A 14,354-nucleotide genomic window follows, 5' to 3' on the forward strand; every position below is an offset into this window, starting at 1 on the left:
TATTTTATGGAAATATCTTATACAAGAAGCGCACCGTAGCATGAAAAAAGCCGCCTGTTCGGCGGCAGTTCGAGGTAAGTTCGCGCCATGCACGCCACGATCAAAAGTCGTGATTCGGCGGATACTTGCTGTAAAAATCGTTATCCCATTTGAAATTGGTGAAGGCCACCGTCATCGACACGTCGAGCGCTTCGACGAAATGCCAGCAGCCGACGGGCAGGAACAGGATTTCGCCGGGCGCCAGCACGCATTCGCGCACCTGCACGTCGGCCATCAGCGGGTAGCGCCGCACGTCGATGTCGCGCCCGTCGACGGGCGTAAAACAGTGGCGCTGGTTGTACACGCGCGCCACTTCGCAGGCGGCCATGATGCGCAGGCGCTTGCGCCCTTTGACTTGCGCCATGAAATTGTTCGTCAGGTCGTGGTGGAACGGCGTCACCGTGCCGGCCGGGCCGAACCACAGGAAGCCCGTGGGGCCGCCGCTCTGCTCCAGGTACTCGGGCAGCTGGCCGATATCGTCCCACAGCTCGCGCAAGGCTTGGCGGTTCTGCGAATTGTTATTCGCCGTCATATAGAAATCGTTGGTCGCGCCGCTGCCCTCGACCAGGCTCGCGTACTCGCCGAAGGCCATCTTGCGCTTGTGCGCCACGCTGTTCATTTCGTACTGGGCATCCGCTTCGCGGCCGAACTGCACTTCCACTTCGCGCTGGCCGAAATGTTCGCGGAAATAGGCCGGGCTCCACTTGGCCATGGCGGGCCAGCCGTCCATCATGCCCGTGATGATGACGGGCTGGTTGGTGGAATAAAATTCGTCGAGGAATTCCTGCGCGGACAGCTTGTCGCGGCGGGGAATCTCGGGGGGACGCAGCTGGTTCAGCTTGCGCTGGATGTCGATCACCCAGTCGCGCTTGGCCAGGCGGTTCGACAGGCGCACGGCGCCGGCCAGGTAGGGACTCTGCAACGCCAGCTCCACTTCGCGGCGCGCCAGCGGCTCCGCGATGCCGGCCTGCTGCAGCACCGGCATCAGCGCCGACGGATGGCTGCCCAGCATGAGATTTTCCGCGATCCAGCTGCGCCACTCGCGGCTCAGCTCCTGTTCCTGCTCCTGCTGCTTGACTCCGAATGCCGATACCGCCGCCATCGCCCGTCTCCTCTTTTTTATGTGAACAAGCGGCCGGGCAGCAATGCCGCCCGGCCGCATCCTCCTACGCTAGCACACGGTTAGCGTACCTTCCACACCTCGGTCGCCAGCACGCCATTCGCGTCGCCATCGAGTTCCCACGAGAACGCGCCGCGCAAGCCCTGGTCCTTGACGTATTTCACCTTGGTGCCGATGACGGTCGGGTCGTCATAGCTCCACCACTGGCCGCCCGCGCCCGTGTACAGGTACAACTGCTTGGTCACGGGATGGTAGTAGCGCGTGCCGGCCTTGGCGACGAGGATTTTATAGTCCTCGATGCCCGACTCGTAGGTGCCCGGCGCCGTGCCCGTGGCAGCCTGGTACAGGCCATCGCCGTTCGGCCCCGGCGCCACGCCCGTCCAGCCGCGGCCATAGAACGGTATGCCCAGCAGCAGCTTGTCGCGCGGCACGCCGGCGGCAATCATGTACTGCACCGCCTTGTCGCCCACATATTCGCGCGCCATGCCCGTCGACGGATCGGCAGGGTCGGCATACAGCTGGGCGTTGAAGTTGGTGCTGTTTTCCCAGCCGCCGTGGAAGTCGTACGTCATCAGGTTGATCCAGTCCATGTACTGCGAGTACAGGGCCGGTTCCGTGTTGTCGATCTTGTCCTTGCCGGCACCGACGGCGGCCGTCAGCAGGTAGCGCTTGCCGTTCGCGGCGCCGAGCGCATCGAGCTGGCTGCGGAATTCCGCCATCAGCAAGGTGAAGTTGCGCTTGTCGTTGGGACTGACCGTGTTGTACGGCTGGCCGCCGCCGACCGGATATTCCCAGTCGATATCGATGCCGTCAAAGATGTTGGCCGCCGCACCCGCGCCGCCGCGCCCGCCCTGCACCGGCAGGTTGCCCTTGATGTAGATGTCGATACACGAGCGCACCATCTGCTTGCGCAGCGCATCGGTGGCCGAACCGACGGAGAAGTTCTTCGACCAGCTCCAGCCGCCCAGTGAGATGAACAACTTGAGGTTCGGGTGCGCCGCCTTCAGCTTTCTCAGCTGCAGGAAGTTGCCCGACAGGGGAGCGTCCCACGGAATGGCCTGACCATCGACGGTGCGCTTCGGCGTGCGGATGTAGTCGGCCTCGGCATCGCCGCCCGTGCCCGCATCCGGCGAATTCGGATTCGTCGCGCCCGGCTCCGTCTTGGTGATCATGGCGCATTCATAGCCGCCGTTTTTCGGATAGATATTGCCGAAAGCGTAGTTGATGAAGGTCAGCTTGTCGGCCACGCCGCTCGTATGCACGTTCGCCACTTCATAGTCGCGGCCATACACGCCCCACTGCGCGAAATAGGAACCGACTTCGCGGCCCGTTGGCGTTGGCGTTGGCGTTGGCGTCGGGGTAGGTGTCGGCGTCGGCGTCGGCGTCGGGGTAGGTGTCGGCGTCGGTGTCGGCGTCGGCGTCGGTGTCGGCGTCGGCGTCGGTGTCGGCGTCGGTGTCGGCGTCGGGGTTGGAGTCGGCGTCGGCGTGGTGCTGCAGATCTCCAGGCTGGTCCATGGCTTGCCCGTGCCGGCCGCGCCGCTGCTGGTCGACGGGTTGTCGCCTTGCGTCCAGTAGTTGGCGCGGTAATTCGTGCCCGCGTAGCTGACGGTGGCGCCCGCACTGTAAGCCGTGCCGGCCACCCATGCCAATGCGCAGGTGCCGCCGGTTGGCGTCGGCGTCGGCGTCGGGGTGGGTGTCGGGGTTGGATTCGGCGTCGGCGTCGGCGTCGGCGTCGGGGTTGGTGTGGGAGTCGGCGTCGGCGTGGTGCCGCCGTCGCAAGTGCCGCCCGCGCTCCACAGGCTAGGCGTGGAAACAGGGTTCCAGCCCGAGCCCACGTGGTCGGTCTGCGTCACCAGGGCCGTGTAGTTGGCGCCCAGGTAGGTGACCACCGTGCCGGCGTTGTACGTGCCGCCCTCCTGCCATGGCACGCAGGCGACCACCGTGCTGGCCGCCAGCAATTGCGAGCCGCCAGGCGCGCTGGCGTCGCCGCCACCGCCGCATGCCGCCAGCACGCCGCCGCTGGCCAGGCATACCATCATGTTCCTGATTGTTTTTTTGAGTATTAAATTTTCCACGTTGTCTCCTGTTCAGGTTTACGTAAATACCACTCTGCTTCGTAAATAACTACCCTGTGATTTTGTTTTTTTGCAGTTGCAAGAACAGCATGCTGCTGAAAAAATAGGCGGTCAAGTGGTTTTGAAGTGGCCTCAAAGTGGGCAATACCACTTCGCGCAGAAAACGTCATGACAGAGACAGACGGCGTGTTGTCCTACTGGACAATCAAAAAAACGGCAGAGGAAGGAGGAAAAAAGACGCCGGATCGGGAAAAGACAGACCAGTTTTATAACACGCTGTAAGTGGTATGGGGCTAGCTTGCTGCGCCGCTGAACGCGGCAGCGGCGGGTGCCTGCCTGGCCACCCGCCGCGCTGCACTACTTATTGAGGCAAATCAAAGACCGCCATCGATTCGACGTGCGAAGTATGCGGGAACATGTTCACCACGCCCGCCTTGCTCAGCACATAGCCCGCCTCCAGCGCCAGGATGCCGGCGTCGCGCGCCAGCGTGGACGGGCTGCACGACACGTACACGATGCGCTTGGGCAGCAGGTCCGGACGCACTTGCGACAGGCCGACCAGCGCCTGGCACAGGGCCATGGCGCCATCGCGGGGCGGGTCAACGAGGATGCGATCAAAACGGCCCAAGGCGATCAGATCGTCCGTCGTCACTTCGAACAGGTTGCGCGTCGAGAACGAGGTTTTTTCCGCCAGGCCATTGGCCAGCGCGTTTTCCAGCGCCCGCTCCGTCAGGGTGGTGCTGCCTTCGATACCCACCACTGCGCTGCCTTGCGTGGCCAGCGGCAAGGTGAAATTGCCGAGGCCGCAGAACAGGTCGGCCACGCGGTCCGTCGGCTGCACTTCCAGCAGGCGCAGGGCTTTCGATACCAGCACGCGGTTGATGTGATGGTTCACCTGCGTAAAATCGACGGGCTTGAACGGCATCTTGACGCCGAATTCCGGCAGCAGGTAGTGCAGTTGCTTGTCCAGCGGATAGAACGGCACGGCCGTTTCCGGGCCTTTCACCTGCAGCCACCATTGCACGCCGTATTCGTCGGCAAAGGCCTTCAATTTCGTTTCATCGTCCGCCGTCAACGGCGCCATGATGCGCAAGACCATGGCCGTGACGTCTTCGCCCACGGCCAGCTCGATCTGCGGCATCTGGTCGAAGATGGACAGCGATGCGACCAGCGCGCGCAGCGGCAGCAGCATGGCGGAGATATGCGGCGGCAGGATTTCACAGCTATCCATGTCGGCGACAAACGCCGATTTCTTTTCATGGAAGCCCACCAGCACGGCATCCTTCTTCTTGACGTGGCGCACGGACAGGCGCGCGCGGTAGCGGTAGCCCCACGTCGGGCCATACATGGGGCGCATGATGCTTTGCGGACGCACCTTGCCGATATGCCACAGATTGTCTTCCAGCACGCGCTGCTTGATCGCCACCTGCGCCGACGGCTCCAGATGCTGCATCGAGCAGCCGCCGCAGTTGTCGAAATGCTTGCATTTGGGCGTCACGCGCATGGCCGATTCGCGGTGCAGCGCCGTCATGCGGGCCATTTCCCAGTTCTTCTTTTTCTTGAACGTCACGAAGCTGACGCGCTCGCCCGGCAACGCGCCTTCGACAAACACGACCTTGCCCGGCGAGCCGTCTTCGTTCTCGATATGGCCAACGCCACGGGCATCCATGTCGAGCGATTTGATTTCGATGATATTTTCTTGCATAGCGATCAATAGGTAAGAGTGGGCCAGGACGCAGGGCCGCGCTGGAACTTGAAAGAATGGGGGAAAGTCAGGCGCCGCGAGCGGGGCGTATGATAGCAGATGCCGACTAGCTTAAGTCCGCAGCACAGTTGCGCCGATTTAGCGTGCCTGAGAAAATGTACAGGGCAAGGCGCATTGCCGAAGACAGTACGCTAGTACGGCGAGGCATTGCAACGCCGCCATGTGCGTTTTATCGGGCACGCTACAGCAGGGAGTCGCGCACGACGCCGCGTGCCGCCATGGCGCGCTTCAGTTTAATCAGCGCTTCCTGCTGGATCTGGCGCACGCGCTCGCGCGTCACGCCCATTTCCTCGGCCAGGGTTTCCAGGGTGGCCGGATCGTCGTTGTCGAGGCCGAAACGGCGCATGATGACGACGCGCTGCTTGTCGGGCAGCTTGGTCAGCCAGTCGCGCACCAGCACCGTCATTTCATGGTGTTCCGCGCGCGCGTCGGGGCTGTCTTCGCTGGCGCCCGGCAGCATGTCCATCAGCGACGACTGCGGGTCGTTGTCGAGCGGCGCATCGAGCGAGGTGGCGTGCTCGGACAGGGCCAGGATATCCTGCACTTCTTCCACGGGGCGGCCCACCAGGTGGGCGATGTCTTCCGCGGTGGCATCCTTGCCGTCGTGGTGCTGGGCTTCCAGGTGGTATTTTCCGCGCAGGATCTGGTTCAGTTCGCGCACCATGTGCACGGGCAGGCGCACCGTGCGCGCCTGGTTCATGATGGCGCGCTCGATGCTCTGGCGTATCCACCAGGTGGCGTAGGTGGAGAAACGGAAACCGCGCTCGGGCTCGAACTTGTCGATGGCCCGCATCAGGCCGATGTTGCCCTCTTCGATCATGTCGAGCAGGACCACGCCGCGGTTGATGTAATGCTTGGCGATCGACACGACCAGGCGCAGGTTGTGCTCGATCATGGTTTGCCGGGCTTCGAAATTGCCCTGCTTGGCCAGGGTGGCGTAATGCACCTCTTGCGCGGCCGTCAGCAATGGCCGCGTGCCGATCTGGTTCAGGTAATGCTGCGTAGTATCGGTCGACAGTTCGGCCGCCAGCACTTTCTTCAATTCATCGACACTTTCGACCAGCACGCTGACGCTGGCCACTTCGCCGCCCTCGCCCGCCTCGACGGCGTCAATGCCGTCGAGTTCGCCGGCATCGTCCGTCACGACTTCGTCTGCCCCGTCTTCCGGCAGTTCCGGGTCATCGTCCAGCTGGTCGTGCGGCGCGTGTGTCATTGCTTTACCTAACGGTTAGGCAGGAATTTCGAAGGGTCGACAGGCTTGCCCTGCTGGCGGATTTCAAAGTGCAGCTTCACTCGGTCGGCATCGGAATCGCCCATTTCGGCGATGGCCTGGCCTTTGTTGACGTTCTGCCCTTCCTTCACCAGGATGCTGCGGTTATGCGCATATGCCGACAATAAACTATTACTGTGCTTCACGATGACAAGATTACCATAACCACGGATTCCGCTCCCGGCATACATGACTTTTCCCGCGCCGGCGGCCACCACCTGCTGGCCCGCCTTGCCGGCGATATCGACGCCCTTGTTCTTGCCTTCGTCGAAAGTGCCGATGACCTTGCCTTCGGAAGGCCACATCCAGCTGATCTTGTCGTCGCCAGGCGCCGATGCCGCAGGGGATGCCGCCGCGGCGGCCGGTGCGGCGGCGACGGCGGCTGCCGGCGCTGGCGCGGGTTTCGCGTCGCTGCTGCCGCCATCGGCGCGCAGCTCGGCCAGGGTGGCGTCGGAATACGCGCGCTTCTCGCCGCGCGGGCCCGTTTTCTTCGGCACGACAGGCGCGGCCGGCTTGACTTCCGTCACCGGCGGCATGACGATGGCCGACGTCTGCGCGCCGCCCGCGTCGCCAGTCGGCGGCAGCACGCGCAATACCTGGTCGACCTTGATGTCGTTCGGGTTGCTCAAGTCGTTCCAGGCCACCAGGTCGCGGTAATTCTGGCCGTGCTCCAGGGCGATGCGCAACAGGGTGTCGCCGCGCTTGACCGTGTAATAGGCCGGATCGCGGTCGCGCGGATCGCTGGCGGCGGCGCTGCTGCTCGATGGATGGCGCTCGACGACGGGCGCCTGGACGCCCGTGGTGCCGCAACCGCTCAACAGGGCGGCCAGCGCAAGGCTGCAGAGGAGTACATTGTTTTTCTTAATCATTCGTTTTCTTCATCATTCGCATGTATATTCAGGTCCTGCCTGCTAGCTGATCCGGGGATCATATGGTGCCCGGGCGCAAAGGCACGAAATGGCAATCTTCCAGGGTCTGGCTGGTCCATTCCATCTTCCCTACCCGGGTAATGAGTTGCAAGTGTTGCAATTTAGCCCCCACCGGCGCAACCAGACGCCCGCCGGGCGCCAGCTGTTCCAGCAAGGCTTGCGGGACTTCCAGGCCGGCTGCGGCAAGGATGATCCCGTCGAAGGGCGCCGCCTGCGGCAGGCCAAGCATACCATCTCCGTACTGCAAGCGCAGATTCGACACGCGCAGCGGACGCAGATTGGCCTTCGCCAGCTCGTGCAGGGGCCGGATGCGCTCGATCGAATACACTTCCTTCGCCACCAGCGCCAGCACCGCCGCCTGGTAGCCGCAACCCGTGCCGATTTCCAGCACGCGCTGCAAGCTGCCGCCCTGGCGCATCACTTCGATCATGCGCGCGACGATATACGGCTGCGAGATGGTCTGGTGGTGGCCGATCGGCAAGGAGGCATCGATGTAGGCCTGCGACGCCAGCGCCTCGTCCATGAACATGTGGCGCGGCACGGCTTGCATGGCGTCGAGCACCACCTGGTCCTTGACGCCCTGTTTCGCCACACGCGCCACCATGGCCCGGCGCACGGCTTCCGAGACGAGCGGGTTTTGCCGCGGCGGCGACACCACGGCCGGCTGCGCCCGCTCATTGGCGATGGCCTGGGCGCGCGACGGCGCGATGGCCGCGTGCGCGCCATATGGCTGCGCCACGCCGCGCGCCGCGTTTTGCGCCGCATTCTGCGTGGCCGTCTGCGGCGTGGCGATCCGGGACTGGGCCAGCGACTGCCCCCCGCCCTGCCTGGCGGGCTTGCCGGCCAGCGAATCGAGGGAAAGGGGGAAGGTACGCGGCTTGTCAGTCATAGTGAGCGGTCATGCCAGGCCTTTTGCCAGTGCATCGAGTTGGGTGGTATGGGTCAGGTCGATCTGCAACGGCGTGATCGATACTTGTCCATGTTCAACGGCATGGAAATCCGTGCCCGGGCCGCCTTCCTTGGCGGCGCCGGCCGGGCCGATCCAGAAGATTTCGCGGCCACGCGGGTCGAGCGCGCGGATCACGGGCTCGGCCGAATGGCGCTTGCCCAGGCGCGTGGCCGCCATGCCTTGCAATTGTTCATAAGGAATGGCGGGGATATTCACGTTCAGCAGATACGGTTTCTGCAGGGCGTCGAACTGGCGCTCGACGATTTCCCGCGCCACGCGGGCGGCCGCGTCCAGGTTGGCCCAGCCGAACTGCGACTGGGAAAAGGCGATGGCGGGAATGCCGAACAGATAGCCTTCCGTGGCGGCGGCCACGGTGCCCGAATACAGGGTGTCGTCACCCATGTTGGGACCGTTGTTGATGCCGGAGACCACCAGGTCGGGGCGCTCGATGAGCATGCCCGTCAGCGCCACGTGCACGCAGTCGGTGGGCGTGCCGTTGACAAAATAAAAGCCGTTGGCGGCCTTGTGCACGGACAAGGGCCGGTCCAGCGACAGCGAATTGGACGCGCCCGAACGGTTGCTGTCGGGCGCCACCACCACGATGTCGGCAATGGGCGCGAGCGCGTCGGCCAGGGCCGCCAGGCCAGGCGCCAGGTAACCGTCGTCGTTACTGATAAGGATTCTCATAACGAGATTTTACCTGAAGCATTGCCAACACTGCGCGTGCCGCACGCCGACAGGCAGCATTTTTTGTGCCGCCGCGCTGACATGGCACGCAAGCTCAGCGCTGCTCGATGCGCGCTTCCGACAACGCCCCTTCCAGCGCCTGCACTTCATCCTCCTGCAGGGCCAGCAAGGCATTCAGGTCGCCTTGCAACTTGTACATTCTTTTCAGCTGCGCCATGCCGCGCCTGCGCAGCTTGCCCGGCACGCCCGGGCGCAGCAGGCAAGACTTCAGATGTTCGGCCAGTTCGCCCGCCTGCGGATACTGTTCCCGCTCGATCATGCCTTGCAGCATAGAGATCATGCTGGCCAGGATGTCCGGCTCGGCCGCATCCTGTTCATTGGCGCGGCCGGCCAGGATGGTTTCCTGCAAATGCCGCGCGCCGTCGAGCACGCTGTCCGCATGCCCCGTGACGGGCGCATTCAACAGCCGGTCGCTGCCGCTGAGCACGGCATCTTCCAGCAGGCGCGCCGCCTCGCTGTCGCCCTGCTGCTGCAGGGTGCCGGCCAGTTGCTTCTTGCTGTGCAAGGTATCGAGGTGGTCTTCGCCCAGCAGGCGCGCATGCACTTCCAGCACCTGCTCCTGCACGCTGCGCGCCGCATCGAGCTCGCCGCGCCGCAGCAGCGCCTCGGCCAGCTTGCGCTGGCTCATCAGGGTTTCCGGATGGTCGAGCCCCTGCGTGCGCTCGCGCGCCGCCACCTGGTCTTCATGCAGCTGGCGCGCGCCGGCCCAGTCGCCCTGCCCGGCCACGATGTCGGCCAGCAAATCGCGCGTGGACAGGGTGGCCGCATGGTCGACGCCCAGGCGCCGCTCCTGCACCTGCAGCACGGCGGAAAGCAGGCGCCGCGCACCCTCCAGGTCGCCTTCGCGGCCCAGCGCCTGTGCCAGGGCCAGCTTGCTGCGCAAGGTATCGCCATGCTCGGCGCCAAACAGGCGCTCGCGCGCCGCCACCACCGTGCCCAGCAATTGCCGCGCCTGCGCCAGCCTGCCCATGCGCAGCAAGGTGGCGGCACGGCCATCCATCGCTTCCAGGGTCAGCGGATGCTCGCCGCCCAGCTGGCGCGCGTAGCTTGCCAGCACCGTATCCTGCAGCAGCAGCGCCGCCGCCAGCTCGCCCTGCAGCAACAGGGTTTTCGCCAGGCAGGCGCGGGCAGACAGGGTGTCGGGATGCTCGCTGCCCAGCACGCGCTCGCGCACGTCGAGCACGTCTTCTTCCAGGAAGCGGGCTTCATCGAGCTTGCCCAGCTGGCGCAGCAGGCGCGCCATGCCGCTCTTGCACGCCAGGCTGTCCGGATGCTCCTCGCCCAGCAGACGCACGCGGATCTCGACGCTCTGGCGGAAGGCGTCGAGCGCCTGCGCGCTGCGCCCGTCCTTGCGGTACAGCTCGCCCAGGCGGGCCAGGTCGCGCGCCAGCGGCAGGGCCACGGCGCGGCCAGGTTCCAGCTGCAAGGCCTGGCGCGCTTCGCTGATGGCGCCGAGCAAGGCGATTTCACGGCTCGACTGCCAGGGAAAGTAGCCGCCCGTCAACCAGTGCAAAAAGGCTTCGAAGGTGCGCGTGAGGGAAAAGCGGTCGCCGCCCTGGTCGATGCGCACGGCCAGCTGCTCGCCATAGGCAAAGGTTTTCGTCTGCTGCAGCTGGACTTCGTCGAAATAGCTGTCGAGGGCGATCTGCGGCAAGCCGTAGGACGTGCGCAGCAGGCGCTCGAACATGGGCTGGAAGCCGGCGATGCCCTTGTGCGCGTCGCCGCGGCGCCACTCGGCGCGCTGCGCCCCGTCGCCCATTTCTATGCGCGAAGGCAAGGGGTACACGAGCAGCGGGCGCTGTTCGTCTTCATGGCTGCGGCGGTACTCGATGGCCCGCGTGACGAGCGCGTCGACGCCTTCCAGGCTTTGCCGGTTCGGCGTGAAGACCACCACCAGCTTTTTCGGCAGCAAGGTGGTGCAGATGCCGGCGCTGTCCGTGCGCCCCGTGCGCGAATCGACCAGCACGTAGCGGAAATGCTGGGCCAGGGTATCGGCGAAGCAGCGGAACAGGGCCGGGCAGCTGTCGAACAGCTGATCCCAGCGCATCTGCGCCAGGCGCTCGCTGTAGCTGGCGTCGAAGCGCCCCGCGCGCATCAGGTACAGGGGACTGCCCTGGTCGACGCGCACCACGTACTGCTGCCAGTCGATGGCGTCGAGCACGCGCTGGGCCAGCGCCGCATCCTCGCGGCCGGCGCCCTGCCCGCTGGCGCGCGCGCCCGCCGTTTCCAGGCTGATGCGTTCGATCTGCTGGCGGCAGGCCTCGAAGAATTCGAGCACGCCGGGCCGCTCCTCGTGCTGTTCGAAATAATGGTGCAGGCCCGGCGCCTCCATGTCCCAGTCCAGCATCAGCACGGGCACGCTGGCGTTTTCACGGCGCGCCAGCAGTACGGCGATGTTCGACAAGGCCATGGTGCGGCCGGTACCGCCCTTGTAGGAATAGAAGGTGACGACTTCGCCAGGGGCGCTCAAAGGTGGCAGGGAGAGGCGTTGGCATTCCATGACGGGACCTTTTACGTGATTAACGTGGAAAGTGGGGAGGCGGAATGGCGCGCCATTCCGGTGGAATATCGGGCAACACGAAACGGCTGCAATCGTGACCGGCCGGTGTTGACCGCTTGAGCAAGTGGTAATGCGTGGCGATGCGCTGCACGATGCGTTCGATGTCGGGCAGGTATTGCGGATTCGACTTCAGGTCGCCGCTGGCCAGCGTGTAGCCGGAAAAATCGACGTACAGCCCCGACTCCGTAATTTGCGGCGGCAAGCCGTCCGGATGGCGCGTCATGATGATGGGGATGATCAGGTGGCTGGGCAGTTCATACCAGGCGCGCCGCTCCTGCTCGATCAGCTGCATGGCGGCAAATTCGCGCCGCGTATAGCCGTGCGCTTCATATTTGGGCGTGTACAGCACGATCATGCAGACGCTCTGGCACATGGCGCGCGCCACGCGCAGGTCGATATCGTCGCCGCCGCCCAATTGCTCGCTGTCGATGAACAGCACTTCCTCGCGGTCCAGGTGCGGCTCCAGATAGCACGCCAGCGCCTCGATGAGGTCATTCTTGAACTTGTTCATGAACGCATATTGGCCGTGCGCGTAGCTCAAGAAACAGCCGTAGCGGATCTCCATGGCATCCCCCTGTTCCCCGTGCGGCCCTGCCATCGCCGCGCCTTCATCCTGCAAGGCATGAGTTCACTGTAGACCGCCAGGCAACAGCCCTGTTTGCGCTGGCGCAAAGATGTGTCTGGCGTCCTGGACATGGGAGAAAAAACCAGAAACTAGCATGATCGTGCCGCTTTCCGGCATGCCGGGCGCGCAGGCCCGCGGCGCGTAGAAAACGCCATGAGCTTGATAACAAAGGGAAATATGCCGGCGCGCAACTGGCGCCGGCGAGCAAGACTTAAGCGTCCTTGGCGGGCAGGTTGCGGAAGAACTCCACCACTTCGGCGGTATCGCGCGTGCGCTTGAACGGCGGCAGGCTTTGCCAGATGCGCTTGCCGTATGGCTTGGAAATGAGGCGCGGATCGCAGATCATCAGCACGCCCCGGTCGCCCTCGTCGCGGATCAGCCGTCCCGCACCCTGCTTCAGGTTGATGATGGCTTCCGGCAGCGAGTGGTGCATGAAGCCGTTCTTGCCCTGCTTTTCCATCACTTCGATGCGCGCGGCCAGCACGGGGTCGTCCGGCGGCGCGAACGGCAGCTTGTCGATGATGACCAGGGACAGCGCATCGCCGCGCACGTCGACGCCTTCCCAAAAGCTCTGGCTGCCGATCAGCACGCCATTACCGGCGGCGCGGAACTGGTCGAGCAATTCCGTGCGGCCCTTTTCTCCCTGCACAAACAGGGGGAAGTTCAGGCCGCGCTGCCTGAATTCGTCGGCCAGGCGCTCGGCCGCCCGCTTCACGGCGCGCAAGGTGGTGCACAGGAAGAAGGTGCGCCCGCCCGCCGCCTCGATGATGGGCAGGGCGCAGTCGATGACGGCGTCCGTGTAGCCCAGCGCGTTCGGCTGCGGCAGGTTTTGCGGCACGAACAGCAAGCCCTGCTGGCCATAGTCGAACGGGCTCGGCCACGTATGCGACGGTTCGCCCGTCAAGCCCATCTGTTCGGAAAAATGCTTGAAATCGTTCTTCACGGCCAGGGTGGCCGACGTGAATATCCAGCTGCGCGGCGTGCCTTCGCGCTGGTTGTTGAAGATCGGCGCGATCGACAATGGTGTTTTATGTAACTGCAAAGAGCTGGAAAACGCTTCCACCCAGAACACGGCTTCTTCGCCGGCCGCCACTTTCGCCTTCGGGTCGAACTTCCAGCCGCTCAGCTGCTGCGCCAGCTCGACGCCGCGCACCCTGCACTGCTCCAGCGTCTCCGCCCGTTCCGCCTGGGTTTCCAGCACGGCCACCATGCCGTCAAGCTCATCCTTGAGGGTGTCGAGCGCGGGAAAGAAATCGCTGGACGGGGCGATCTGCGGCAAGGACAGGCGCACGATATCCTGCGGGAACGTCAACCGCAGGTCGCGCGCCGCCTTTTCCACCACCGTGACGGTCTTCGCCCAGTCGATGCCGCGCGCATGCGCGAGGCCCTCGGCCAGCACGTCGCGGCACAGTTCCAGGATTTGCGAGGTCGACACCGTGTTACCGAAGAATAAGGTCGCCGTGTCGGGCAGCTGGTGCGCCTCGTCGAAGATGATGGTATTGGCCGAAGGCAGCAATTCCGCCACGCCCGTGTCTTTCAGGGCCACGTCGGCGAAGAACAAATGGTGATTGACCACCACCACGTCGGCCTGCTGGGCTTCCTTGCGCGCCTTCATGACGAAGCAATCCTGGTAATACTGGCACTCGGCGCCCATGCAGGTGTCGCGCGTGGACGTCACCAGGTTCCAGATCATGGCATTTTCCGGCACCTTGGCCAGTTCCGCCTTGTCGCCCGAGCTGGTCATCTTGATGAAGCGCGAGATTTCGCGCAGATGGCCCACGTCGTCGCGCGACGTCATGCGCCCGTTCTGCAGGGTGCGTTCCAAGTGATAGTGGCAGACGTAGTTCGAGCGGCCCTTCAGCAAGGCGACGGAGACGGGCGCCTGCAGCGCGGCGCGCACCGTGGGGATATCGCGCAGGAACAGTTGATCCTGCAAGTTCTTCGTGCCGGTGGAAACAATAGTCTTGCCGCCCCACATCAGGGCCGGCACCAGGTAGGCGAAGGTCTTGCCGGTGCCCGTGCCCGCCTCGGCGATCAGGGTCGTCTGGCTGTCGATGGCGCTGGCGATGGCCTTGGCCATGTCCGTTTGCGAACGGCGCGGCTTGTAGCTGCCCACGGCCGGACCGAGCGGGCCGCCGGCGCCAAACAGGCGCTCGATGTCGGCATCGTGCTTGCCAGGCGCCGCCTGCGGTTCGGCTGGCAGACTGGCTTGCGGATCGGCAGGCTGCCCATCCGGGTTAACTGGCAATAAATTGTGATCGGTCAAAATATACTT

Annotated in this window: 10 protein-coding genes; all 10 read right to left on the reverse strand. The window is 64.3% G+C overall.

The annotated features are described in order from the left end of the window. Positions 1–100: 100 nt before the first annotated feature. Positions 101–1,141: a cupin-like domain-containing protein gene (locus tag AC07VH_RS10380; protein ID WP_494787402.1), complete on the reverse strand. Its 1,041-nt coding sequence runs from the start codon at positions 1,139–1,141 to the stop codon at positions 101–103. A gap of 80 nt (positions 1,142–1,221) precedes the next feature. Further along, positions 1,222–3,198 (reverse strand): glycosyl hydrolase family 18 protein, encoded by a 1,977-nt coding sequence (locus AC07VH_RS10385; RefSeq protein WP_494787403.1) that lies wholly within the window; start codon positions 3,196–3,198, stop codon positions 1,222–1,224. A gap of 397 nt (positions 3,199–3,595) precedes the next feature. Then, complete coding sequence (rlmD, locus tag AC07VH_RS10390; protein WP_494787404.1) at positions 3,596–4,939, reverse strand: 23S rRNA (uracil(1939)-C(5))-methyltransferase RlmD; 1,344 nt, start codon at positions 4,937–4,939, stop codon at positions 3,596–3,598. A gap of 241 nt (positions 4,940–5,180) precedes the next feature. Then, positions 5,181–6,212, reverse strand: coding sequence for an RNA polymerase sigma factor RpoS (gene rpoS, locus AC07VH_RS10395; protein WP_475415474.1), 1,032 nt, complete (start codon positions 6,210–6,212; stop codon positions 5,181–5,183). 8 nt (positions 6,213–6,220) lie between these two features. Beyond that, positions 6,221–7,138: a peptidoglycan DD-metalloendopeptidase family protein gene (locus AC07VH_RS10400; RefSeq protein ID WP_475415475.1), complete on the reverse strand. Its 918-nt coding sequence runs from the start codon at positions 7,136–7,138 to the stop codon at positions 6,221–6,223. Between the two features lie 58 nt (positions 7,139–7,196). Continuing rightward, positions 7,197–8,087, reverse strand: coding sequence for a protein-L-isoaspartate(D-aspartate) O-methyltransferase (locus AC07VH_RS10405; protein ID WP_494787405.1), 891 nt, complete (start codon positions 8,085–8,087; stop codon positions 7,197–7,199). 9 nt (positions 8,088–8,096) lie between these two features. Then, positions 8,097–8,834, reverse strand: coding sequence for a 5'/3'-nucleotidase SurE (gene surE, locus AC07VH_RS10410; protein WP_070290596.1), 738 nt, complete (start codon positions 8,832–8,834; stop codon positions 8,097–8,099). A gap of 94 nt (positions 8,835–8,928) precedes the next feature. Then, positions 8,929–11,394 carry a tetratricopeptide repeat protein gene (locus AC07VH_RS10415; RefSeq protein WP_489630250.1) on the reverse strand — a complete coding sequence of 822 codons (2,466 nt, stop codon included), beginning with the start codon at positions 11,392–11,394 and terminating at the stop codon, positions 8,929–8,931. A 19-nt stretch (positions 11,395–11,413) separates the two neighbouring features. Beyond that, positions 11,414–12,019 (reverse strand): toll/interleukin-1 receptor domain-containing protein, encoded by a 606-nt coding sequence (locus AC07VH_RS10420; protein ID WP_489630795.1) that lies wholly within the window; start codon positions 12,017–12,019, stop codon positions 11,414–11,416. Positions 12,020–12,290: 271 nt separating this feature from the next. Continuing rightward, positions 12,291–14,345, reverse strand: coding sequence for a DNA repair helicase YoaA (gene yoaA, locus AC07VH_RS10425; RefSeq protein WP_494804024.1), 2,055 nt, complete (start codon positions 14,343–14,345; stop codon positions 12,291–12,293). Positions 14,346–14,354: the final 9 nt, after the last annotated feature.

The sequence above is a fragment of the Janthinobacterium sp. GW821-FHT03C10 genome, from assembly GCF_059420865.1.

Coding starts and splice junctions, on each gene's coding strand:
- AC07VH_RS10420 (WP_489630795.1), bottom strand. CDS start 12,019: ATGGAGATCCGCTACGGCTGTTTCTTGAGCTACGCGCACGGCCAATAT.
- rpoS (WP_475415474.1), bottom strand. CDS start 6,212: ATGACACACGCGCCGCACGACCAGCTGGACGATGACCCGGAACTGCCG.
- AC07VH_RS10400 (WP_475415475.1), bottom strand. CDS start 7,138: ATGATTAAGAAAAACAATGTACTCCTCTGCAGCCTTGCGCTGGCCGCC.
- AC07VH_RS10380 (WP_494787402.1), bottom strand. CDS start 1,141: ATGGCGGCGGTATCGGCATTCGGAGTCAAGCAGCAGGAGCAGGAACAG.
- AC07VH_RS10385 (WP_494787403.1), bottom strand. CDS start 3,198: ATGATGGTATGCCTGGCCAGCGGCGGCGTGCTGGCGGCATGCGGCGGT.
- rlmD (WP_494787404.1), bottom strand. CDS start 4,939: ATGCAAGAAAATATCATCGAAATCAAATCGCTCGACATGGATGCCCGT.
- AC07VH_RS10415 (WP_489630250.1), bottom strand. CDS start 11,394: ATGGAATGCCAACGCCTCTCCCTGCCACCTTTGAGCGCCCCTGGCGAA.
- AC07VH_RS10405 (WP_494787405.1), bottom strand. CDS start 8,087: ATGACTGACAAGCCGCGTACCTTCCCCCTTTCCCTCGATTCGCTGGCC.
- surE (WP_070290596.1), bottom strand. CDS start 8,834: ATGAGAATCCTTATCAGTAACGACGACGGTTACCTGGCGCCTGGCCTG.